19 protein-coding genes are annotated in these 22,261 nt (G+C 41.7%); 11 read left to right on the forward strand and 8 right to left on the reverse strand.

From position 1 onward, the window contains the following. Positions 1-225: 225 nt before the first annotated feature. The 3 genes from ppnP to A7968_RS13740 all read left to right on the forward strand — a co-directional run bounded on the left by ppnP (position 226) and on the right by A7968_RS13740 (position 2,442). On the forward strand, positions 226-537 hold the full coding sequence (gene ppnP, locus A7968_RS13730; protein WP_016708283.1) for a pyrimidine/purine nucleoside phosphorylase: 312 nt from the start codon (positions 226-228) through the stop codon (positions 535-537). Between the two features lie 181 nt (positions 538-718). After that, on the forward strand, positions 719-1,075 hold the full coding sequence (gene hpf / locus A7968_RS13735; RefSeq protein ID WP_016708282.1) for a ribosome hibernation-promoting factor, HPF/YfiA family: 357 nt from the start codon (positions 719-721) through the stop codon (positions 1,073-1,075). A gap of 134 nt (positions 1,076-1,209) precedes the next feature. Then, positions 1,210-2,442 (forward strand): NRAMP family divalent metal transporter, encoded by a 1,233-nt coding sequence (locus A7968_RS13740; protein ID WP_064667148.1) that lies wholly within the window; start codon positions 1,210-1,212, stop codon positions 2,440-2,442. Between the two features lie 407 nt (positions 2,443-2,849). Here the strand turns inward: A7968_RS13740 and yacG are convergent, their stop codons facing one another. From yacG to A7968_RS13765, 5 genes are all read right to left on the reverse strand, one after another. Next, the gene (yacG, locus tag A7968_RS13745; RefSeq protein WP_064667149.1) at positions 2,850-3,080 is read right to left on the reverse strand and encodes a DNA gyrase inhibitor YacG; all 231 of its coding nucleotides are present in this window, start codon (positions 3,078-3,080) and stop codon (positions 2,850-2,852) included. A gap of 65 nt (positions 3,081-3,145) precedes the next feature. Then, positions 3,146-4,825, reverse strand: a complete 1,680-nt coding sequence (gene pilB / locus A7968_RS13750; protein ID WP_064667150.1) for a type IV-A pilus assembly ATPase PilB — start codon at positions 4,823-4,825, stop codon at positions 3,146-3,148. 132 nt (positions 4,826-4,957) lie between these two features. Further along, entirely contained in the window at positions 4,958-5,587 is a 630-nt protein-coding gene (gene coaE / locus A7968_RS13755) for a dephospho-CoA kinase (RefSeq protein ID WP_064667151.1), read from the reverse strand. A gap of 1 nt (position 5,588) precedes the next feature. Beyond that, complete coding sequence (locus A7968_RS13760; RefSeq protein WP_064667152.1) at positions 5,589-6,488, reverse strand: prepilin peptidase; 900 nt, start codon at positions 6,486-6,488, stop codon at positions 5,589-5,591. Between the two features lie 664 nt (positions 6,489-7,152). Next, the gene (locus A7968_RS13765) at positions 7,153-8,379 is read right to left on the reverse strand and encodes a type II secretion system F family protein (RefSeq protein ID WP_064667153.1); all 1,227 of its coding nucleotides are present in this window, start codon (positions 8,377-8,379) and stop codon (positions 7,153-7,155) included. 152 nt (positions 8,380-8,531) lie between these two features. Between A7968_RS13765 and A7968_RS13770 the strand changes: the two genes are divergently transcribed. Further along, positions 8,532-9,140, forward strand: coding sequence for a hypothetical protein (locus A7968_RS13770; protein WP_064667154.1), 609 nt, complete (start codon positions 8,532-8,534; stop codon positions 9,138-9,140). Here the strand turns inward: A7968_RS13770 and A7968_RS13775 are convergent. The 3 genes from A7968_RS13775 to nadC all read right to left on the reverse strand — a co-directional run bounded on the left by A7968_RS13775 (position 9,121) and on the right by nadC (position 11,320). After that, positions 9,121-9,552, reverse strand: a complete 432-nt coding sequence (locus A7968_RS13775) for a pilin (protein ID WP_064667155.1) — start codon at positions 9,550-9,552, stop codon at positions 9,121-9,123. The genes A7968_RS13770 and A7968_RS13775 overlap by 20 nt on opposite strands. Positions 9,553-9,564: 12 nt before the next feature. Further along, the gene (locus A7968_RS13780) at positions 9,565-10,011 is read right to left on the reverse strand and encodes a pilin (RefSeq protein WP_064667156.1); all 447 of its coding nucleotides are present in this window, start codon (positions 10,009-10,011) and stop codon (positions 9,565-9,567) included. 463 nt (positions 10,012-10,474) lie between these two features. Next, positions 10,475-11,320 carry a carboxylating nicotinate-nucleotide diphosphorylase gene (gene nadC, locus A7968_RS13785; RefSeq protein ID WP_064667157.1) on the reverse strand — a complete coding sequence of 282 codons (846 nt, stop codon included), beginning with the start codon at positions 11,318-11,320 and terminating at the stop codon, positions 10,475-10,477. A 569-nt stretch (positions 11,321-11,889) separates the two neighbouring features. Between nadC and ampD the strand changes: the two genes are divergently transcribed. The 7 genes from ampD to A7968_RS13820 all read left to right on the forward strand — a co-directional run bounded on the left by ampD (position 11,890) and on the right by A7968_RS13820 (position 22,144). Then, the gene (gene ampD, locus A7968_RS13790; protein ID WP_064667301.1) at positions 11,890-12,432 is read left to right on the forward strand and encodes a 1,6-anhydro-N-acetylmuramyl-L-alanine amidase AmpD; all 543 of its coding nucleotides are present in this window, start codon (positions 11,890-11,892) and stop codon (positions 12,430-12,432) included. A 47-nt stretch (positions 12,433-12,479) separates the two neighbouring features. Continuing rightward, complete coding sequence (gene ampE / locus A7968_RS13795; RefSeq protein WP_064667158.1) at positions 12,480-13,331, forward strand: beta-lactamase regulator AmpE; 852 nt, start codon at positions 12,480-12,482, stop codon at positions 13,329-13,331. Positions 13,332-13,892: 561 nt separating this feature from the next. After that, a complete protein-coding gene (gene pdhR / locus A7968_RS13800) occupies positions 13,893-14,642 on the forward strand; it encodes a pyruvate dehydrogenase complex transcriptional repressor PdhR (RefSeq protein WP_064667159.1) in 750 nt (249 codons plus the stop codon). Between the two features lie 108 nt (positions 14,643-14,750). Further along, the gene (gene aceE / locus A7968_RS13805; protein ID WP_064667160.1) at positions 14,751-17,417 is read left to right on the forward strand and encodes a pyruvate dehydrogenase (acetyl-transferring), homodimeric type; all 2,667 of its coding nucleotides are present in this window, start codon (positions 14,751-14,753) and stop codon (positions 17,415-17,417) included. 11 nt (positions 17,418-17,428) lie between these two features. Beyond that, a complete protein-coding gene (gene aceF, locus A7968_RS13810) occupies positions 17,429-19,339 on the forward strand; it encodes a pyruvate dehydrogenase complex dihydrolipoyllysine-residue acetyltransferase (protein ID WP_064667161.1) in 1,911 nt (636 codons plus the stop codon). Between the two features lie 154 nt (positions 19,340-19,493). Then, the gene (gene lpdA / locus A7968_RS13815) at positions 19,494-20,921 is read left to right on the forward strand and encodes a dihydrolipoyl dehydrogenase (RefSeq protein ID WP_064667162.1); all 1,428 of its coding nucleotides are present in this window, start codon (positions 19,494-19,496) and stop codon (positions 20,919-20,921) included. A gap of 533 nt (positions 20,922-21,454) precedes the next feature. Further along, positions 21,455-22,144, forward strand: a complete 690-nt coding sequence (locus tag A7968_RS13820) for a tRNA-uridine aminocarboxypropyltransferase (RefSeq protein WP_064667163.1) — start codon at positions 21,455-21,457, stop codon at positions 22,142-22,144. Positions 22,145-22,261: the final 117 nt, after the last annotated feature.

Below are 22,261 nucleotides of genomic sequence, written 5' to 3' on the forward strand. Positions count from 1 at the left end.
CCCGAAGCCCGAAGCCCGAAGCCCGAAGCCCGAAGCCCGAAGCCCGAAGCCCGAAGCCCGAAGCCCGAAGCCCGAAGCCCGAAGCCCGAAGCCCGAAGCCCGAAGCCCGAAGCCCGAAGCCCGAAGCTCATGAGTATTTTTCACATAACTACACTTGCATGCCTTTGGTGTATCAGGCACTGTGTCATTAATTAAAATTATAAACTTAAATAAACAGGAGTGAGGATGTCTCAGTTTGATAATGTAAGTGTGGTTAAAACAGCAAACGTGTACTTTGACGGTAAAGTATCAAGCCGAACGGTAATTTTTGCAGATGGCAGCACCAAAACATTAGGCTTTATGCAGCCGGGTGAGTTTGAATTTGCTACTAGCAAAAAAGAGTTGATGGAGCTTAATGGCGGTCAGTGGCAAGTATTACTGCCTGGTGAAAGTGAATGGCAGACAATGTCAGCAGGGGAGTCATTTAACGTTGATGCTAACGTTACTTTCCAAGTTAAAGTTGCTGACTTTGCAGATTATTGCTGTTCGTATACTTAATATACAAATTAAGTGACACGCTGAAAGCCTGCCATGCGCGGGCTTTTGCATATTTAATACTCTGAGGATGATCTAAATCATAGTGAGTAACAAATAAATTCCATATTTATGCTTTTCTGCCTTGTGTTAATCTAAATAGCCCCCAATACTAGTTATGAGGTAACATAAAAAAGGATACCCTATGAAAATTAATCTTTCTGGTCACCATGTTGACGTTACTGACTCTATTAGAGAGCACATCAACGAAAAATTTTCAAAAATTGCGAGCCATTTTCCATCTCTGATCGCACTCGATATCATTCTTTCAAAAGAGCATCATAAGCTCCAAGCAGAAATTAGCACCATATACGAAGGCGCGCGCTTATCAGTTAAAGGTGAGAACGAAGTTCTTTACCCTGCAATTGCAAACGCGGCTAAAAAACTCGATGCGGCATTAAAGCATCGCAAAGGCCAAATTAAAGCCAATTTACACCAGAAACCAGTGAGTACAACACCTGAAATTGCTCACGAAATTATTCAAGAAATGGATTTACGTTAAGAAATAAAAGGCGCTAGGTTCTAGGTAACTAGGATCTAGCAAACCGTTTCATCTTCCACTAATTTTCTCACTTTCAATCCACACTAAAACGCTGTAACTTACTTATTAATAAAAACAATGTAGTAAGTACACAGATGCAATCAGCAGTATCAACTTGGCAAACCCGTTTAAACGCATTGGGCCCTGGTATTTTAATGGCCACCGCTGCCATTGGCGGTTCACATTTAGTCGCATCAACGCAAGCTGGCGCTATTTTTGGCTGGCAACTATTTTGGCTCATCGTAGTGGTAAACGTACTTAAGTATCCGTTTTTCCGCTTTGGCATCGAATACACGCTCGCCACTAAAAAAAGTCTTGTTGAAGGGTATCAAAGTAAAGGACCGTGGTTTTTTTACAGCTTTATCGGCTTAAATATTATTGCCGCGGTGGTGAATACCGCGGGGGTTTTATTGCTGACAGCAAGTCTGCTGCACTATGCACTACCTATCACTATTTCAGTGACCTTATTATGTTGGTTGATATTAGCTGTGTGCTTAGTGATTTTATTGCTCGGGCATTTTAAAGCGCTGGATAACGTTGCCAAAGCGATTATGGCGTTATTAACTCTTGCCACAGTTATTGCCCTTGCGATTGCGTTTAGTAACGGCCCAATGGCGCCTGTTGATTATATTGGCCCATCTCCTTATGAACTAGCCATGCTTGGGTTTATGGTTGCGTTAATGGGATGGATGCCTGCCCCGATTGAAATTTCAGCTTTAAGCTCATTGTGGCTAAAAGAAAAGCAAAGCCAACAAACGGTAACGAGAGCGCAGGGGTTATTTGATTTTAATTTGGGTTACTGGCTAACCGCAATATTAGCGTTAGTGTTTTTCTCTCTTGGTGTATTAGTGCAATATGGGCAAAGTACTAAAATAGAGCTTGGTGGTGTGGCGTTTGCTAAGCAGCTGATTGATATGTACGCCCTGACTATCGGCGAGTGGGCACGACCGCTGGTGTCGGTAATTGCATTTTTATGTATGTTTGGTACTACCCTTACAGTGCTGGATGGCTACGCACGAACACTTAACGAATCTCATAAACTGCTTGGTTGTAAGCAAAGCAAGCACAGCCTAAATATTTGGCTAATTTTACAGTCACTTGCCGGTATGGCGGTGATCTTGTTTTTTAAATCAGCCCTTGGCCCGATGCTTACCTTTGCGATGACTTTAGCGTTTTTAACCACGCCGATTTTTGCGTGGCTGAATTTTAGCTTGGTTCGTTCAGAGCCAAGTATCCAACATTCTACAGTGATACGCAGTTTAAGTTGGTTAGGACTGATTTATTTAGTGGGCTTTGCGTTGATGTTTTTAGTTTGGCAGCTTGGTTAACTTACAAAGGTAAGATGCTTAGCTGCAATGTGCGCGGGGTAAACCCGCGTCTACGCCGGTAGCAGCGAGTTTACCTCGCGACTGTTTATACATTTACATGATAAACCTATTTTACCACCGAGGGCACAAAGGCGCTGCGCGCTACACAGAGAAACCAAAGTAAAAAATCACTTATTTCTTCTCTGTGAACTCGGTGGTGAATTAATCACTAAAACCATTTTGCACAAAGAGAAGTGAATGAGAGTAAATGAGAAGAAAAAACGCCACGGGCTTCGAGCTGTGGGATAAATACACCTAGCACTTAGTCAGTTTCTAGAACCTAGCCGCTACTTTTATAATTACTTCTCTAAAGCGCAGCGCCTCATAACCTATTTGTGAATCAATCCTTTGTACGAATAAAGCTTGTTCTACTTGAAAAAATCATCGTCGTTTTTAGCAAGCATAGCTTCAATATCTTCAATCATATCTTGGCTTAAATCATCGGCAGAGGTAATTGGTGCGGAGATTTTATTGTTTTCAAACGACCATTCGCCTAAATCAATTAACTGACAGCGTTTCGAGCAAAAAGGGCGGTGCGGACTTTTTTCTGACCATTCTACTTGGGCTTTACACGTTGGGCAGCTTACAACTGTTGGCATAACATCTTCTCATAAATCTTTTTTGCTATAATACAGATCCTAGCACCGAGGTGCTAGGTTGGAGTTTAAAAACTAGTAACGCGGTTTATTTCTGCAAGCGAGGTCATACCGGCGGCGGCTTTACGAAGGCCTGATAAACGTAAATTATTAAAACCAGCTTTTAATGACACTTCAGCTATCTCCAGTGAGTTACCACCGCGCATAATGATTTGCGCTATTTCAGGGGTAATTTTCATCACTTCATAGATACCTACCCGGCCTTTATAGCCATCGGTACAGCTGTCGCAACCTTTCGGAGCAAATAAAGTCAGTTCTGCTATTTGTTCTGGGCTAAAGCCTTGGCGCTGTAACTCTTCACTTGGCAAGGTTTCAGGTGTTTTACATTTTGGGCATAAACGACGGGCTAAACGTTGTGCGATGATCAAGCTAATTGAGCTGGCCACGTTATACGCAGGCACGCCCATATTAAGTAAACGCGTTAGGGTTTCTGGTGCTGAGTTGGTATGCAAGGTAGACATAACCAAGTGACCGGTTTGTGCCGCTTTTATTGAGATTTCCGCGGTTTCAAGGTCTCGGATCTCACCCACCATCACCACATCAGGATCTTGACGTAAGAAGGCTTTTAATGCGTTAGCAAAGGTCATCTCGGCGCGTGGGTTAATTTGTACTTGATTGATCCCTTCGAGGTTTATTTCAACCGGATCTTCTGCGGTACTGATATTACGCTCCGGCTGGTTAAGAATATTCAAACCCGTGTAAAGCGAAACCGTTTTACCCGAGCCAGTAGGGCCAGTAACTAAAATCATACCTTGTGGTTGTTGCAGCGCATCCATATAAAGCTTTTTTTGCTCAGGCTCATAACCAAGTACATCAATGCCTAACATCGCACTTGATGAATCAAGGATACGCATTACTATTTTTTCGCCCCATAAGGTCGGCAGGGTACTTACCCGGAAATCAATGCTTTTCCGTTCGGTGATTTTTAACTTGATACGGCCATCTTGTGGTTTACGTTTTTCAGCGATATCTAAACGTGCCATAACTTTTATACGTGCCGATAAACGCGTAGCTAAGCTGTTTGGCGGGCTGGCCATTTCATGCAAAATACCATCAATACGAAAACGTACCCGGTATTTATGTTCATAGGGTTCAAAGTGTAAATCCGAGGCACCTTTTTTTATCGCATCCATCAAAATTTTATTGATGTAGACAATAATTGGCGCATCGTCTTTTTCATCTTCACCGTTGTTTTGCTGCTCGCGTGGGCCTTCGGTATCTAGATCACTAAACTCTTTAAATTCTTCATCGCTTAAGTGCAAGCTGCCTGAGGCATCAAGCAATTGCTCTATTTTGGCTTCGAGTTGACGATAATCAACCACCACCACTTCACAAGAAAGCCCAGTGCTGAATTCAAAATTCTCAAAGGCGCCGTAATCAGTTGGATCAGAGGCGGCAATATAAAGCTTACGACCTTTTTTAACGAGTGGCAGAATGTGATGTTCTTTGATCAGCTTTTCTTTAATTAACTCTTTAGGGATCAGCTCTACATCAAAATCACGCAGGTCAAAATAAGGCACTCGGAATAAATCGATGCATTGCTCGGCAAGTTCATGACCATCAATACCGCTGCATTTTGCGATCAGCTCTGCTGTTGAAGCATATTCGCGCTGCTTTAATTTAACAGTTTCAGCGTCAATACGACCAAGCGTAATAAACTTTCTAAGTAATGGTGAATTAATATTCATTGCGCACCTTGGTTAGATCCTTTTATAGCCTGCAATTTATCAGAAAAAAGAATGGTATAACATTAGTCTTGTCGATTTAAGGTAATTTGCCAACAAAAAGCTGAAAAGTTTTTGTTTATCTAGGTATTTAGTTTATTTTTTCGCAGCCAGTGTTAAATACTGCGTATGCAATTGTTGTATCACAATGGCGACTAAAGCCAACGGTTGATTATTATCAACCACATCGTCAGCGCGGTGGAGTTTATCCTCGCGCGACATTTGCGCGGCAATAATACTCAGTGCTTGCTGGCGATCAATGTTATCTCGTGCGATAGTGCGTGAAATCTGTATTTCTACAGGCACATCAATTATTAACGTGCGATCGCAATACTGTTCAAGGCCATTTTCAAATAATAGCGGTGCAACAAGTACAACGTAAGCGCTGTTAGCTGTACTTAAATCATTAAGCGTTTTTTCACGAATAAGTGGGTGCAGTAAATTATTAAGCCAAGTTTTTTGTGCTGTATCGGCAAAAATAACCTCTCGTAACTTAGCGCGATTTAAACTGCCATCGGGGTTTAATATCTCATTACCAAAATGTTCGCTAATGGCTGCTAGTCCATTGCTATTTGGCGCAACAACTTGGCGAGCGATAATATCAGCATCTACAACAGTAATGCCAAGCTGTTCAAACATAGCGCTTACGGCACTTTTACCACAGCCAATACCGCCAGTTAAGCCCAGCACCCAGTTCTTTATCGGTTGAGCAGTGGAAGTGTTCATATTAATAACCTAGCAAATTAAAATAGAATGCTTGGATTTGTGTGCCCCATAATAAGGTAACCCAACCGGCAATGGCTAAATAGGGGCCAAACGGAATAGGCGTGGCTTTATCCTTACCCTGAATAGTTAGTAGTGTAATGCCGATAATGGCGCCCACCACACTCGATAATAAAACAATAGTGAGTAGAGATTGCCAACCCAGTAAGGCACCGAATACAGCTAATAATTTAAAATCACCATAACCCATGCCTTCTTTGCCGGTGATGAGTTTAAATAGCCAAAATACGCTCCATAAACTTAAGTAACCACACGCTGCACCAATAATCGCATCTGTAGGCGATATTGTAATACTCATTACTGCGGCAATCAGTGCTAGCCAAACGAGTGGTAGAGTAAGTTGATCGGGTAGCAGCATGTGGTCAATATCAATAAAGGTCAGCGCGACTAATACCCAAGTAATTAAAATATACAGTAGTGCCTGCTCAGTCACGCCAAAGGTGTAGGCCACTATTAAGCTTAAAACCGCAGTAAGCATTTCAACAATTGGGTAACGTACTGAAATAGGGTTACTGCAACTAGCGCAGCGACCTTTTAACAATAACCAGCTAATAACAGGAATGTTTTGCCATGGCTTAATTGCCGTTTTGCATTTGGGACAGGTCGAATTTGGCTTGAGTAGGTTGAATTCAGCTTCCGTATCAGCTGGTTTAGTAGGTTTTAAATCATCAGCGAGCAAAACGCGGCATTCAGTTTGCCATTCGCGCTGCATCATAAGTGGCAACCGATAAATCACTACATTCAAAAAGCTGCCAATACAAAGGCTTACTAGGCCTACGGTGAGTAAATAAAACCACAGTTGGCTTTGCATTACAATGATGATATCGAGAAAGAAATTTTGCATTGTATGACCTAAAAACTACTAAAAACCCGAGTCTATGCCGGTAGCAGCAAGTTTACCTCGCGACTGTTTATACATTTACACCGACAAACCTATTTTACCACCGAGGGCAGGAGGCGCTGCGCGCTACACAGAGAAGAGAAAGCCTCGTGCTACGGGTTATCAATACACCTAGCCACTTCCTACAACCAGAACCTAACCGCTATTTTTACAATTACTTCTCTAAAGCTAAGCGCCTCTTATCCTCTTTTTGAATCAGTCACTTAAAACCATTTTGCACAAAGAGAAGTGAATGAGAGCAAATGAGAAGAAACGCCACGGGCTACAGTATCTTTCACCTTTGTAGGAGAGCGCTTTAGCGCCGATTGGTTTTAACACATAACCTCAAACACTATCACGGCTAAAGCCTGTTCCCACAAAATAAAATACACCTAGCACCGAGTCACTTCCCTAGAACCTAGGGCCTTTTATTGCTTCTCTTAACCTCTTTATGAATAAATCACTTAAATAAAAAGATGTTGCATTGCTTTATATAAATTAGGAACATTTTTGCTTACAGCTTACAGCTTACAGCTTACAGCTTACAGCTTACAGCTTACAGCTTACAGCTTACAGCTTACAGCTTACAGCTTACAGCTTACAGCTTACAGCTTACAGCTTACAGCTTTTATATAACCGACCCAAGTTGGAAAATAGGTAAGTACATAGCAATGATCAAGCCACCAACCAGTACGCCGAGTACCGCCATAATTAGCGGCTCTAACAGGCTTGATAAACCATCAACCGCATCATCAACTTCTTGCTCATAAATAGTTGCAACTTTTGCCAGCATACCATCGAGCGAGCCTGATTCTTCACCAATGGCCACCATTTGGATCACCATATCGGGGAATATCTTCGAGTTGCGCATCGCCCAGTTCATTTGGTTACCTGAGCTTACCTCGGCTTTAATATCTAAAATAGCATAACGGTAAACCGCGTTACCAGAGGCGCCAGCTGCAGAATCTAGCGCATCAACTAATGGCACACCAGCGGCAAAAGTGGTCGAAAGCGTACGGGCATAACGCGCCACCGCTGCTTTATTTAAAATCATGCCTATTACAGGAAGCCTTAAAATTGCACGGTCGTTGGCGTCGCGCAGCTTTTTACTTTTTAGCAGTGCTTCCTTATAGGCATAGCCAAAGCCGATAAGTGCAAAGAGTATGATCCACCAATACTCCTGCATAAACTCAGAGATAGCTATAACAAATAAGGTAAATGTGGGAAGTTCAGCACCAAAGCCAGCAAAAATATCTTGGAACTGTGGTACCACGAATATAAGTAAAATAGAGGTAACAATTAACGCCACTACTAATACCGCAATAGGGTAAAACATGGCTTTTTTAATTTTAGATTTCAGTGCTTCTGATTTTTCTTTATACAGGGCTACGCGGTCAAATATTTTATCCAGTGCACCAGATTGCTCGCCAGAGGCGACTAAATCACAATACAAATCATCAAAATAGCGAGGGTGTTTACGTAGTGCGTTTGATAAAGTACCACCAGCTTTTACTTCATCGCCAATGGTCTCCATCAGCTTGCCAACACTTTTATTAGTGGCACCGGTGCCAATCATTTCTATCGATTGAATAAGTGGCACGCCCGCCATTAACATAGTGGCTATTTGCCTAGTCACTAAAGCAATATCTTTGGCAGTGATTTTTTGCATACGTGTACCAAACAAAGGTTTGGCTTTGCGTTTAACTTTTGAGGGGGTGATACCTTGTTTACGTAACTGGGCTTTAACTAAAGCAATACTCATCCCATTCATTTCACCTTCTAGACGTTTGCCACGGGCGCTTACACCTACCCATTCAAAGGTGTCCTGTCCTTTTTTATCTGTGTCTTTAGCCATTGCTTTATTCCGAATTACGTTTAGGAAATAAAAAATTATTATACTCTATAGTAGCCAGCTTTAACTGCTTAAACAATTGATTAGATAAACTTAAGCTGATTAAATAGACCGAATTCAATTTGTTTCACTTTCAGTTGGAGTGTAATGCGTAAATGAATGTAATTTATTTAAGAAAACTAAAATGGTCTGGTTTACATTTTCTACTCGGGTTACTTGTATTATCTGTTGCTGGTTTTTATATTTATTCTCAGTGGTTCTATGCTGGTAGACATTACTTAACAGATTTAGTTGGGCTCGCTGGAATTATTTTATCAATTGATTTAATTCTCGGGCCAGTGCTTAGCTTTTGGTTGTTATCGCCAGTAAAAACAAGAAAAGAAAATATTACCAATCTTATACTTATCATCTTCTTGCAAGTTACTTCTTTGGCTTATGGAGTTAAGCAAATAGACAGTCAGCGCTTAGCTTATATTATAAAATGGCAAACATCTTATTTTGCAATACCAAAAGGGGATGCTAGAGGTGAATATATACCCGAGGGCTTTTATCTCTTTAATGAACCAGCTGTTGGTACTAAAAATCGCCCATTGTACGACAAGCTAATAGAGCAATCGATTCCCCCAATAGAAATGAATGAGTTTTTTGAATTAACAAATTTTGCAACTGAGTGTAAAACTATATGTGGTGTTATTACCAAAAATGGCATTGTTAATGTTACAAAAATAGATAGTGTACTTACGTTTAACAAGTCCCTTCGCTAATGCATGTACTTGCGGAAGATAGCTCCCATTGGAGCTGATTTGCATTTATATTTGCAACCATTATATATGTATCCCCAGTATTTGATATAGAAGCTTCACTGCTAGCGGTAGAGGTTATTGTATAACTACCTGCTGTGTTTGATATCTCAATGTTAGCAATAAAGCTAGGAGCGAGGTAATCTGATTTACTGGCACCAATCTTACTGAAAGAGTCACAATTATTGAGTGTCTCTTTAGTGTAAAAACATACTTCAACAGCGCGTTGCAGGGCATTAGTGGCAAGTACGACTTCAGTAAATTTAGCGCGTTTATAGTGATTGTTATAGGCAGGAAGAGCTAATGATACCAGAATCCCCATAATGGCGATGGTAATCATTAGCTCTATTAATGAGAAGCCGAGTGCTTTTCTCATTATTTTAATTTATTAGCAAAGCCCATCAGCAATGCATGTGCCAGTTTGTGCCCAAGTTAATGTGCCCAAAGATACAGCTCCACTAACAGCAGGTGTTGGTGTTAAAATATAAGTTGAATCATCTACTGTTGATTCACCTGTTGCAGTCACAACTGCTGTAGTTGCAGTAATTCCAACACTTTTCACTTGTTTTCCTGCAGCTGCGCCATTTACATCTAAACCAATTTTCTCAGCAGTATCACAGTTAGCTAAACTACCTTCACCACGAGTTTGATAACATACATCTACAAGGCCTTTAGCTGAAGATGCAGCAAGTACAACCTCTGAGAAACGTGCTTTTTTAGTGTAAGTTTGGTACTGCGGCAATGCGATAGCTGCAAGGATACCGATGATTGCAATAACAATCATTAATTCAATTAGGGTAAAACCCTTTTGACTTTGTTGTGTCATTTTTTCCATGTTCCTCTCCTAAAGGATAGTGTTTTTGTAAGTTAAAAAAGTTATGTTCGTAACGTGGATTATCACGGTAGCTACTGTAACTGCCTTATCTTACGGTTTTTTTAAAATTACTCTGTTAGAACTACTTTAGCACTAAAACGGCTTATTGAAAGCGATGTTAGCTGCATTTCATCGAATTTAAAAAATAACTATACTCGATAGTTGTTTTTTATTGTTGTTAATTTCGCTGAGCACGTTTATTTAAAAAACGATCTTCAGCAAAGCAACAGTAAAAAATAGTTCTTTAGGATTGGTTAAAGGTTGTTTAATTCATCCTAGAGACTTATGTTAACACTATTTTTTAGTATCAGAGGTACTAAAATTAACAGTTTGTTACAGAATAAGCCTTTCGGCGTATTTAATGCTTTTTTGCTCAAATTGTCAACGGATTAGGTAAATATAAAATTCTAATACAAAAGAATAATTACTCAAAACGCATAGACAAATCAATTGATTGTAAATTTTTTGTAAGCGCGCCGCTGGAGATAAAATCAACCCCCGCTTGTGAGTAAGTGCGTAGTGTTTCTAAGGTCATATTGCCTGACACTTCAAGCTTAGCGCGCTTATTGGTAAGCTCTACCGCTTGCTGAATTTGCTTAACACTAAAGTTATCCAGCATTATAATATCAGCACCGGCTGTAATGGCTTGATCTAGCTCATGAAGTGATTCAACTTCGACTTCAATTGGTTTGTTTGGATGATTAAGTTTTGCTTGCGCTACCGCTTTATCAATACCGCCACAGGCAGCGATGTGGTTTTCTTTTATTAAAAACGCATCAAATAAACCGATACGATGATTAGCGCCACCGCCACATTTTACTGCGTATTTTTGCAGTGCTCTAAGCCCCGGTATGGTTTTACGGGTATCGAGTAGTTGCGTGGTGGTGCCGCTGAGCTCTTTTACATACTTTGAAGTGGTGGTTGCTGTACCTGACAAAGTTTGTACAAAGTTAAGTGCCGTTCGCTCTGCGGTTAAAATAGCGCGAGCGGAGCCTGTTGCTGTAAATAGGGTATCGTTTGCTCTAACGGTATCGCCATCATTTACTAATACATTAACTGCTACACTCGGATCAACTTGTTTGAATACTTCTAAGATAATGTCTTTACCACAAAATACGCAGTCTTCACGGGTGATCACTTTAGCGTTGGCTTGTTGCGCCGCGGGAATTAATTGTGCGGTGATATCGCCTTGCTCGGCCGTTTGATAGTTTAAATCTTCATCAAGGGCAAGTTTAACAAGTTGGCTTAATAGGCTGTGTGGGATAGACATTATAAAAGCTCATTATAATTAGGAAATTGCACAAATTTTACATGGTTTGAAAGTGAAAGAGAAGGCTGAAGCTATAAGTTTGATTAGGTTCTAGAGAGTGAGGTTCTAGGTTTTAGGAAGTGACTAGGTGTATTCGAAAATCGTTGTTCGAAGCTCGTGGCGTTTTTTCTCATTTACGCTCATTCACTTCTCTTTGTGCAAAATGTTTTAAGTGATTAATTTTACTTTTGCCTTCTCGGTGTAGCGCGCAGCGCCTCCTGCCCTCGGTGGTAAAATAGGTTTATCATGTAAATGTATAAACAGTCGCTAGGTAAACTCGCTGCTACCGGCTGGCGTAGGCGCGGGTTTACCCCGCGTAATTAAATAAAAGTTCTTTAATTATTTTGATATTGACGCGCTAAAGCATGACCTACAACGACCAAATTTTGGTAGTAAAATCGTCATTGTCTTGGGGTAAAATTAAAAATAAGAGAGGCGCGGGTCAGCCCGTTGCTGCGTTTTATTGCTTTGCTGTTATTCTGCTTGGAAATCTATTAGCATCTGACTATGTATTTGTTTACAGACTCATTATGAAAATAAACTCTTTTGGCGTCGTTGATACGGCGATACAACGACCATGTACGCATTTTGATGAGCGTCCGAATGATGACGATATTTCTTTATTAGTCATTCACAATATTTCTTTACCTGCAGGGCAGTTTGCCACGCCGTTTGTTGATGACTTGTTTATGGGACGTATTGATTGCCAAGCACACCCGAGTTTTGCCGATTTAGCGGGGCTGAGAGTGTCGGCGCATTGCTTTATTAAACGCAGCGGTGAAATAGTGCAATACGTGCCTTTTAGTAAACGTGCTTGGCATGCTGGGCGCTCTGAATTTTTGGGGCGCAACCAATGTAATGACTTTAGTATTGGTATTGAGCTGGAAGGCACAGACACAACGGCGTATACCCAAAATCAATATAATGCATTACAATCTTTAACTAAGGCGTTGATAAATAAATACCCAGCAATCACTCGCTCGCGTATTGTAGGGCATTGTCACATTGCGCCTGGGCGAAAAACTGACCCAGGCGACAGCTTTGATTGGAACCATTATTTTGCTGCACTATAACTATATTTTAATCAGCTTTAACTAGCGCCAATTTGGAATGAAAAAATATGATCTTAATTTCTATAATAATTGCTCTAATTTTAGAACGTTTAGGTGCTCGTTCTGATTATTGGCAAATAAGTTATTACGCACAAGGCTATTTAACGCGCTCGAAAAAACAATTAAGCGAACAAGGTTTATTTAATTCACCCGCTGGGTTTATGATTTGGTTATTTTTGCCTGTATTACTGATTGCCGTTATTTTTACCTTATCTGATTTTGTGTTGTGGCAGTTAGCTATTAATGTTGCAGTGCTGCTAGTTTGCTTTGGTTGTGCTAAACAACGTGCATTATATAAGTCGTATCTAAATGCGTTAACTCGTGATGACCAGCAAGCTGCTACCTTGTATGCATGGCAAATGGGACAAAAGAAAACCGAAGATGAAAAAGATGGTGAAACTTTTGGCCAAACCTTGGCTTGGGTAAACTTTCGTTTTTATTGCGCGGTTATTTTTTGGTTTGTTGTTTTAGGTGTGCCTGGTGCAGTGTTATATGCCTTGGTACGTACTTTTGCTGATTTAGTGCGTGACGACCATAAAGTTGCCTATGCGAATCGCTTTAAACTAATTCATACATTATTATTTTGGCTTGATTGGCTACCGGCCAGGATCGCAAGTTTTGGTTACTTAGTAATTGGTAACTTTAATAAAGGCACCAGTTGTTGGTTGCAGTATGTGCTCGATTTTTCAGTAAGTAATCGTAAGGTAGTAACCAATACTGCGCTTGCTGCAGAGCAAATTGAACAACAGCACTTTGGCTGCGCGTATGAAGCAACCTGTATGATGAAGCTCGTAAAACGCAATGTGTTGTTTTACTTGGTGCTGATTGCCTTGCTCACTTTATTTGGTGGGTTAGCGTAAATAAACAGCTGCTAGGTTTTAGGGAAGTGACTAGGGGCTAGGGAAGAGATTAGGTGCTAGGGAAGAGATTAGGTGCTAGGGAAGAGATTAGGTGCTAGGGAAGAGATTAGGTGCTAGGGAAGAGACTAGGTGCCCTAGAACCTAAAACCTAAAACCTAAAACCTAAAACCTAAAACCTAAAACCTAAAACCTAAAACCTAAAACCTAAAACCTAAAACCTAAAACCTAAAACCTAAAACCTAAAACCTAAAACCTAAAACCTAAAACCTAAAACCTAAAACCTAAAACCTAAAACTTCATCTCTCCACTATCTGGTCAGACCATTTGTTTTTTCTGTTTAAACCCTTCCCAAACTCTGGCTTTATCTCATACTGTTTAATCTTTGTGCTAAATGCGTTAGGCTGGATTATCGACTGCTGGCCTCGGTAAATTGACAGCAAACTTGCTTTTTGATAACGTATGGCTCAAATTTGGTATGACCAATTTACCTTTTGGTTTAGGCAATGGGCACAAGTTTGAATTATTCAGGCTATATTCCCACTACAATGCGGACGTTGATTAATGTCTTTAAAGATTAAAGCAGCAAAACTATCGGATGTTATTTTACAGCAACTTGAGAATATGATTCTTGAGGGCTCATTAGCTCCCGGAGAGAAACTGCCGCCAGAGCGTGAATTAGCCAAGCAATTTGAAGTGTCTCGTCCTTCACTGCGCGAAGCGATTCAAAAGCTAGAGGCAAAAGGCTTAGTAACGCGTCGTCAAGGTGGCGGAACGTTTGTAAAAAATCAGCTTGAAGAAGGACTCACTGATCCGCTTTTTGATTTGATCAGTAAGCATCCTGAATCGCAATTTGATTTATTAGAGTTTCGTCATGCATTAGAGGGCATTGCCGCTTATTATGCCGCGCTGCGCGGCACTAGTACGGACTTTGATAAAGTGAAGCAAAGCTTTGATTGTATTGCCGTAGCACATGATAATTTACAGCAAAAAGCCAAAGCAATTAATGCGTTTCACTTTAGTGTTGCAGAAGCGTCACATAATGTAGTGCTACTGCATTTAGTGCGCGGTATGCAGGCATTGCTTGAACAAAATGTTTTACAGAATTTAACGGTATTGTTAGAAAAGCCGCACATCAGTTCGCGCTTAGCTGAGCATCGCCGTTTATTAATGGATGCAGTGATTGAAGGGAATCCCGAGCAAGCGCGACTTGCCAGTAATGCTCACTTAGCTTTCATTGAAGAAGCATTATTGGAAGCCGGCAAAGAGCATTCGCGAATTGAACGTAGTTTAAGACGCACCAAACAAAATTAGCAAACACAGTAAAAAATCAATAATTTAAGCAAGTACTGCAGATGGCAACAACGATTACCACAGTACTAATTAAGAACATTCGTATTTTAAACATAAGGAAACCTCCATATGTCTGAAGTCAATAAAATTGACGTAGACGCGCTAGAAACACAAGAGTGGTTACAAGCTCTTGAATCAGTTGTGCGTGAAGAAGGTGTTGAACGTGCTCAGTTTTTACTTGAGCAAGTATTAGAGCAAGCCCGTTTAGACGGTGTTGATATGCCAACCGGTATCAATACTAACTACGTTAATACGATCCCGGTAGATCAAGAACCTGCATACCCTGGGGATGTAAACCTTGAGCGCCGCATTCGTTCTATTATTCGTTGGAACGCAATCATGATTGTATTGCGTGCATCGAAAAAAGATCTCGACTTAGGCGGCCATATGGCGTCTTACCAGTCGTCTGCTGCATTTTATGAAGTGTGTTTTAACCACTTCTTTAAAGCACCAAACGACGTAGACGGCGGTGACTTAGTTTATTATCAAGGCCATATTTCTCCTGGTATTTATGCGCGTGCATTTGTTGAAGGTCGTTTATCTGCTGCCCAGTTAGATAATTTCCGTCAAGAAGTTGATGGTAATGGTTTACCTTCATACCCGCATCCTAAGTTAATGCCTGAGTTCTGGCAGTTCCCTACCGTATCTATGGGCCTTGGTCCTATCGCGTCTATTTACCAAGCGCGTTTCTTAAAATACTTAGATGGCCGTGGCTTAAAAGACACCAAAAACCAGCGCGTATATGCGTTCCTTGGTGATGGTGAAATGGATGAGCCAGAATCACGCGGTGCTATCTCGTTTGCTGCACGTGAAAAGCTAGACAACCTTTGCTACCTAATCAACTGTAACCTACAACGCCTAGATGGCCCAGTAATGGGTAACGGTAAGATCATTCAAGAACTTGAAGGTCTATTTAAAGGTGCAGGCTGGAACGTAATTAAAGTAGTTTGGGGTAGCGGCTGGGATATCTTACTTGCTAAAGATACCACAGGTAAGCTATTACAATTGATGAACGAAACCATCGATGGTGACTATCAAACTTATAAAGCGAAAGATGGCGCGTACGTACGTGAGCATTTCTTTGGTCGTTACCCTGAGACAGCAGCACTTGTGGCTGATATGACCGATGACGAAATCTTCGCGCTGAAGCGTGGTGGTCATGAGCCATCAAAACTATACGCTGCATTTAAAAAAGCGGAAGAAACTAAAGATCGCCCAACTGTTATTCTAGCTAAAACTGTAAAAGGTTACGGCATGGGTGAAGCGGCTGAAGGTAAAAACATCGCGCACCAAGTGAAAAAAATGGACATGACTCATGTGGCTCATTTACGTTCACGTTTAGGTTTACAAGACTTAGTCTCTGATGAAGAAATCAAAGAGCTACCATACTTGACCCTTGAAGAAGGTTCACCAGAGTATAAGTATTTACACGCTCGTCGTGATGACCTGAAAGGTTACACGCCAACCCGTATTGCTAAGTTCTCTGAAAAGTTACAGTTACCAGAAGTAGAAGCATTCAAGCCACTACTTGAAGAGCAAAAGCGTGATATCTCTACCACTATGGGCTTTGTTCGTGCACTTAATATCTTATTAAAAGATAAAGGCATTGGTAAAAACATCGTACCAATTATTGCTGATGAAGCACGTACTTTTGGTATGGAAGGTTTATTCCGTCAAATCGGTATTTATAACCCACATGGCCAAAACTACACACCACAAGACCGCGATATCGTTTCTTACTACAAAGAAGCAACATCAGGCCAAGTACTGCAAGAAGGTATCAATGAGTTAGGTGCAATGTCTTCATGGGTTGCTGCGGCAACATCATACAGCACTAACGATTTACCAATGATCCCATTCTACATCTACTATTCAATGTTCGGTTTCCAACGTGTTGGTGACATGGCATGGATGGCGGGTGACCAACAAGCACGTGGTTTCTTATTAGGTGCAACGGCGGGTCGTACAACGCTAAATGGTGAAGGTCTACAGCATGAAGATGGTCACAGCCATATTCTTGCCAACACAGTACCTAACTGTATTTCTTACGATCCAACCTATGCGTATGAAGTGGCGGTTATCATGCAAGACGGTATTCGTCGTATGTACGGTGAAGACCAAGAAAACATTTACTACTACCTGACGTTAATGAACGAAAACTACGCGCAACCTGCAATGCCAGAAGGTGCTGAAGAAGGTATTCGTAAAGGTATCTACAAGCTTGAAAGCTACGCAGGCAAAAAAGCCAACGTACAGTTATTAAGCTCAGGTACTATCATGACTGAAGTACGTAAAGCAGCTGCTATCTTAAGTGATGATTACGGCATTGCGTCAGATGTTTACTCAGTAACCTCATTCAATGAGCTTACCCGTGATGGTCAAGACGTTGAACGTTTCAACATGCTTAACCCTGAAGGCGAGCAAAAAACGGCTTACATCACTAGTGTATTAAATGACTCAGTGACAGTTGCTGCAACGGATTACATGAAAAACTACGCTGAACAAGCGCGTTCATTCATTCCAACTAGCAACTATAAAGTGTTGGGCACAGACGGTTACGGTCGCTCTGATAGCCGTGAGAACTTACGCCGTCACTTTGAAGTTAACGCAGGCTATGTAGTGGTTGCTACGTTATCTGAACTTGCTAAACGTGGTGAGGTTGAAAAGTCAGTGGTTGTTGAAGCTCTTAAGAAGTTCAACATCGACACGACCAAAGTTAACCCACTGTACGCATAAGAGGTTTTGCAATGAGTATTGAAATTAATGTACCAGATATCGGTGGCGATGAAGTTGAAGTAACCGAGATCTTAGTAAGCGTTGGTGACAAAGTTGAAGTTGACCAATCGCTACTAACCGTTGAAGGCGACAAAGCATCAATGGAAGTACCAGCTGCGCAAGCAGGTACTGTTAAAGAAATCAAAGTAAACGTGGGTGACACGGTTACTACGGGCTCTTTAGTATTCTTATTCGAAGGTGAAAGCGCTGGCGAAGAAAAAGCACCGGAAGCTGCGGCTAAATCTGAAGACGCAGCACCCGCTGCCTCTTCAGGTTCATCAACTAAAGAAGTTACTGTACCGGATATCGGCGATGATGAAGTTGAAGTGACCGAAGTGATGGTTGCTGTTGGCGATACTGTTGAAGAAGAGCAATCTATCTTAAACGTTGAAGGCGACAAAGCGGCAATGGAAGTACCAGCACCGTTTGCAGGGACTGTTAAAGAAATTAAAGTTGCCACTGGCGATAAAGTAAAAACAGGCTCGTTAGTGTTTGTTTTTGAAGTTGCCGGTGGTGAGTCTGCGCCAGCTAAAGCTGAGACCGCTCCAGCTGCTGAATCTGCGCCTGCACAAAGTGCTGCGCCGAGCAGTAAAGAAGTAAACGTACCAGATATCGGCGGTGATGAAGTTGAAGTCACTGAAGTCATGGTTGCAGTAGGCGATAAGGTTGCAGAAGACCAATCAATCTTAAACGTTGAAGGCGACAAAGCGGCAATGGAAGTACCAGCGCCGTTTGCAGGCACAGTAAAAGAGATTAAAGTAGCCGCGGGCGATAAAGTATCGACCGGTTCACTTATCTTTGTATTTGAAGTTGAAGGTAGTGCACCTGCTGCATCAGCTGAAAAATCAGCGCCTGCACCAGAAGCTAAAGCAGAAAAAACAGAGTCTGCTCCTACTTCACAAGCAGCACCTGAAAAAGCAAGTAATGAAAGCTTCGAAAACAACAGTGCGTATGCTCATGCATCGCCAGTTGTACGTCGTTTAGCCCGTGAGTTTGGTATTAACCTTGCGAACGTTAAAGGTTCAGGGCGTAAAAACCGTGTTGTTAAAGAAGACGTGCAAAACTATGTGAAGAACTTAGTTAAGCAAGTTGAGTCTGGTCAGTTATCTGCTGGTAACGGCAATGCTGGCGGCGGTGAGCTTGGATTAATTCCATGGCCAAAAGTTGATTTTGCTAAATTTGGTGAAATCGAAGAGAAGAAACTATCTCGCATTCAAAAGCTATCAGGTAAAAACTTACACCGTAACTGGGTGCAAATCCCACATGTTACCCAGTTTGATGAAGCTGATATCACCACGCTTGAAGAGTTCCGTAAAGAGCAAAATGCCCTTAGCGAGAAGAAAAAGCTAGGTGTTAAAATTACGCCACTGGTATTTGTAATGAAAGCAGCTGCAAAAGCATTAGCTGAGTTCCCAACATTTAACTCGTCGTTATCTGAAGATGGTGAAAGCTTAATCCTTAAAAAGTACATCAATATCGGTGTTGCAGTTGATACGCCAAACGGTTTAGTTGTACCAGTGTTTAAGGATGTAGATAAGAAAGGCATCATTGAATTATCACGTGAACTGATGGAAGTATCGGTTAAAGCGCGTGACGGCAAACTAACATCGTCAGATATGCAAGGTGGCTGTTTTACTATCTCAAGCTTAGGTGGTATCGGTGGTACGGCATTTACCCCAATCGTAAATGCGCCAGAAGTGGCAATTTTAGGTGTATCTAAATCTGAAATGAAGCCGAAATGGAATGGTAAAGAATTTGAGCCTAAATTAATGGTGCCACTTTCTATGTCATACGACCATAGGGTGATTGACGGTGCACTAGCGGCACGCTTTACTGTAACGCTTGCAAGTTACATGAGCGACATACGCCAGCTGGTCATGTAAAAATAAATAGAATCAAATCCCAGCCAGTTGTTTTTTGCTGGGATTTTTACCATTTGCAATGATACAATCTTTGCACAAATGCCCTTTCTGCCTTGCAGAAACATGGCAGTTAAACTTTAGGGCAGTGTCCCGTTCAAACAATTAAGGTAAAAGCATGAGCAACGAATTAAAAACTCAAGTTGTTATACTAGGCGGTGGTCCTGGTGGTTATTCTGCGGCTTTCCGTGCTGCTGACTTGGGCTTAGAAGTTACACTAGTAGAATCTCGCGACACATTAGGCGGTGTATGTCTTAATGTGGGTTGTATCCCTTCAAAAGCACTTTTACACGTAGCTAAAGTAATTGATGACGCTGCTGAAATGTCATCTCATGGTGTTACTTTTGGCGCACCACAAATTGACTTAGACAAAATCCGTGATTGGAAAGAGTCTGTAATTGGTCAGTTAACTGGCGGCCTAGACGGCATGGCTAAAATGCGTAAAGTTAAAGTGGTTTACGGTTACGGTAAATTCACTGGCAGCAACACCCTTGATGTTGAAGGCGCAGACGGCAAAACAACAATTACCTTTGATAATGCAATTATCGCAGCAGGTTCGCAACCAGTTAACTTACCTTTCATCCCAGAAGATGACCGTGTAATTGACTCAACTGGCGCGCTTGAGCTTAAAGACGTACCAGAAAAACTACTTGTATTAGGTGGTGGTATTATCGGTCTTGAGATGGGTACTGTGTACCGTGCGCTTGGTTCTGCAATCGACGTAGTTGAATTTGCTGACCAACTAGTACCAGCGGCTGATAAAGACGTTATCAAGATTTATCAAAAATACGTGAGCAAAAAGTTCAATGTAATGCTTTCTACTAAAGTGACAGGCGTTGAAGCAAAAGACGACGGCCTATATGTAACGTTTGAAGGTAAAAATGCACCGGCTGAACCAGTACGTTATGACAAAGTACTTGTTGCTGTTGGTCGTACACCAAACGGTAAACTACTTGATGCAGACAAAGCAGGTGTTAACGTTGATGAGCGTGGCTTTATCAATGTTGATAAGCAACTTAAAACAAATGTTGATCACATCTTCGCGATTGGTGACATTGTTGGTCAACCTATGCTTGCACACAAAGCGGTTCATGAAGCACACGTTGCTGCTGAAGTTATCTCAGGTCAAAAACACTTCTTTGACCCTAAATGCATTCCTTCAATCGCGTATACTGATCCAGAAATCGCTTGGGTTGGTGTAACTGAGAAAGAAGCAAAAGAGCAAGGCTTAAGCATCGAAACTGCGGTATTCCCGTGGGCTGCATCAGGTCGTGCAATTGCATCTGCTCGTACTGAAGGTCAAACTAAACTTATCTTTGATAAAGAAAGTGGCCGTGTTATCGGTGGCGCTATGGTTGGTATCAACGCAGGCGAAATGCTGGGTGAAATCGGTCTAGCGGTTGAAATGGGCGCAGATGGCGAAGACTTAGCGCTTACTATTCACGCTCACCCAACATTGAACGAATCAATCGGCCTTGCAGCTGAAATCTTTGAAGGTTCGATCACTGATTTACCAAACAAAAAAGCAGTTAAAAAGAAGAAGTAAGTTCTTTTAGTTAATTGTTTAAAAACCCAAGCCTAGGCTTGGGTTTTTTGTTTTGTAGGCGCGGGTGTGTAATATGTAATACCTTGTAGGCGCGGGTTTACCCCGCGCAATTAGATTAAAGTTCGTTTAGTGATTAATTCACCACCGAGAACACAGAGAAGAAATAAGTGATTTTTTAATTTGGTTTCTCTGTGTAGCGCGCAGCGCCTTTGTGCCCTCAGTGGTAAATAATGGGCTTTATCGCGAGGTAAACTCGCTGCTACCAATACGTAGGCGTGGGTTTACCCTGCGCAAATAGATTAAAGTTATTTCAGTGATTAATTCACCACCGAGAACACAGAGAAGAAATAAGTGATTTTTTACTTTGGTTTCTCTGTGTAGCGCGAAGCGCCTTTGTGCCCTCAGTGGTAAATAATGGGCTTTATCGCGAGGTAAACTCGCTGCTACCAATACGTAGGCGTGGGTTTACCCTGCGCAAATGTGTTATAATATCCGCCGAACAAATTTAGGTACTATTTTAGGTAATAAACCACGTGAATAAACGATCTTCTAATTCAGTACTTACTTTGCGTGCTCAGCAAATTAGCGAATCTCGTCGTGAGTTTAATGCCCGAGGTGGCAAAATGGATCGCTGTGAGCAATGCTTAATTGCAAAACATTATTGTATTTGTGACGGCGTAGAGCAGGCTGAGTGCGATGCCGCGGTTTGTATGTTGATGTACCATAATGAAAGCTTTAAACCTTCTAATACAGGGCGCTTGATTGCAGAAATAGTCCCTGATAACCATGCTTTCCGCTGGGACAGAACCGAGCCTGATGCAAAGCTATTAGCGTTATTGAGCGACCCACAATATCAGCCTATGGTGATTTTTCCTGCCACGGATGTTGAAGATGCCACGCGTGTAATAACCGAAGTGCAAACCCAGCCAAATAAACGCCCCTTGTTTATCTTTTTAGATGGCACATGGCGTGAAGCGAAAAAAATGATCCGCAAAAGTCCTTATCTTGATAGTTTGCCAGTGCTGTCGATCACCGCTGAAAAACTCTCAGATTATCGCTTGCGCGTTGCACCGCATGCCCATCAACTTGGCACCGCTGAAGTGGCAATTATGGTGTTAGCGCTGGCAGGGGAGACTGATGCCGCAACAAAGCTTGAGCAGCATTTTATGAAATTTCGCGATGCGTATTTATTAGGCAAGCGCAATAAAGGCAGACCCGAGTAACTCGGTTTTGCCGCGTAATTATATTTATTCACAAAGAGGTTAAGAGACGCTGCGTTTTTTCTTCTCTGTGTAGCGCGAAGCGCCTCCTGCCATTATATGGAAAAATAGGTTTGTCGC

This window comes from Pseudoalteromonas prydzensis (assembly GCF_001661495.1).
Classification (GTDB): domain Bacteria; phylum Pseudomonadota; class Gammaproteobacteria; order Enterobacterales; family Alteromonadaceae; genus Pseudoalteromonas; species Pseudoalteromonas prydzensis.

Coding starts and splice junctions, on each gene's coding strand:
- ppnP (WP_016708283.1), top strand. CDS start 226: ATGTCTCAGTTTGATAATGTAAGTGTGGTTAAAACAGCAAACGTGTAC.
- hpf (WP_016708282.1), top strand. CDS start 719: ATGAAAATTAATCTTTCTGGTCACCATGTTGACGTTACTGACTCTATT.
- A7968_RS13740 (WP_064667148.1), top strand. CDS start 1,210: ATGCAATCAGCAGTATCAACTTGGCAAACCCGTTTAAACGCATTGGGC.
- yacG (WP_064667149.1), bottom strand. CDS start 3,080: ATGCCAACAGTTGTAAGCTGCCCAACGTGTAAAGCCCAAGTAGAATGG.
- pilB (WP_064667150.1), bottom strand. CDS start 4,825: ATGAATATTAATTCACCATTACTTAGAAAGTTTATTACGCTTGGTCGT.
- coaE (WP_064667151.1), bottom strand. CDS start 5,587: ATGAACACTTCCACTGCTCAACCGATAAAGAACTGGGTGCTGGGCTTA.
- A7968_RS13760 (WP_064667152.1), bottom strand. CDS start 6,488: ATGCAAAATTTCTTTCTCGATATCATCATTGTAATGCAAAGCCAACTG.
- A7968_RS13765 (WP_064667153.1), bottom strand. CDS start 8,379: ATGGCTAAAGACACAGATAAAAAAGGACAGGACACCTTTGAATGGGTA.
- A7968_RS13770 (WP_064667154.1), top strand. CDS start 8,532: ATGAATGTAATTTATTTAAGAAAACTAAAATGGTCTGGTTTACATTTT.
- A7968_RS13775 (WP_064667155.1), bottom strand. CDS start 9,552: ATGAGAAAAGCACTCGGCTTCTCATTAATAGAGCTAATGATTACCATC.
- A7968_RS13780 (WP_064667156.1), bottom strand. CDS start 10,011: ATGGAAAAAATGACACAACAAAGTCAAAAGGGTTTTACCCTAATTGAA.
- nadC (WP_064667157.1), bottom strand. CDS start 11,320: ATGTCTATCCCACACAGCCTATTAAGCCAACTTGTTAAACTTGCCCTT.
- ampD (WP_064667301.1), top strand. CDS start 11,890: ATGAAAATAAACTCTTTTGGCGTCGTTGATACGGCGATACAACGACCA.
- ampE (WP_064667158.1), top strand. CDS start 12,480: ATGATCTTAATTTCTATAATAATTGCTCTAATTTTAGAACGTTTAGGT.
- pdhR (WP_064667159.1), top strand. CDS start 13,893: ATGTCTTTAAAGATTAAAGCAGCAAAACTATCGGATGTTATTTTACAG.
- aceE (WP_064667160.1), top strand. CDS start 14,751: ATGTCTGAAGTCAATAAAATTGACGTAGACGCGCTAGAAACACAAGAG.
- aceF (WP_064667161.1), top strand. CDS start 17,429: ATGAGTATTGAAATTAATGTACCAGATATCGGTGGCGATGAAGTTGAA.
- lpdA (WP_064667162.1), top strand. CDS start 19,494: ATGAGCAACGAATTAAAAACTCAAGTTGTTATACTAGGCGGTGGTCCT.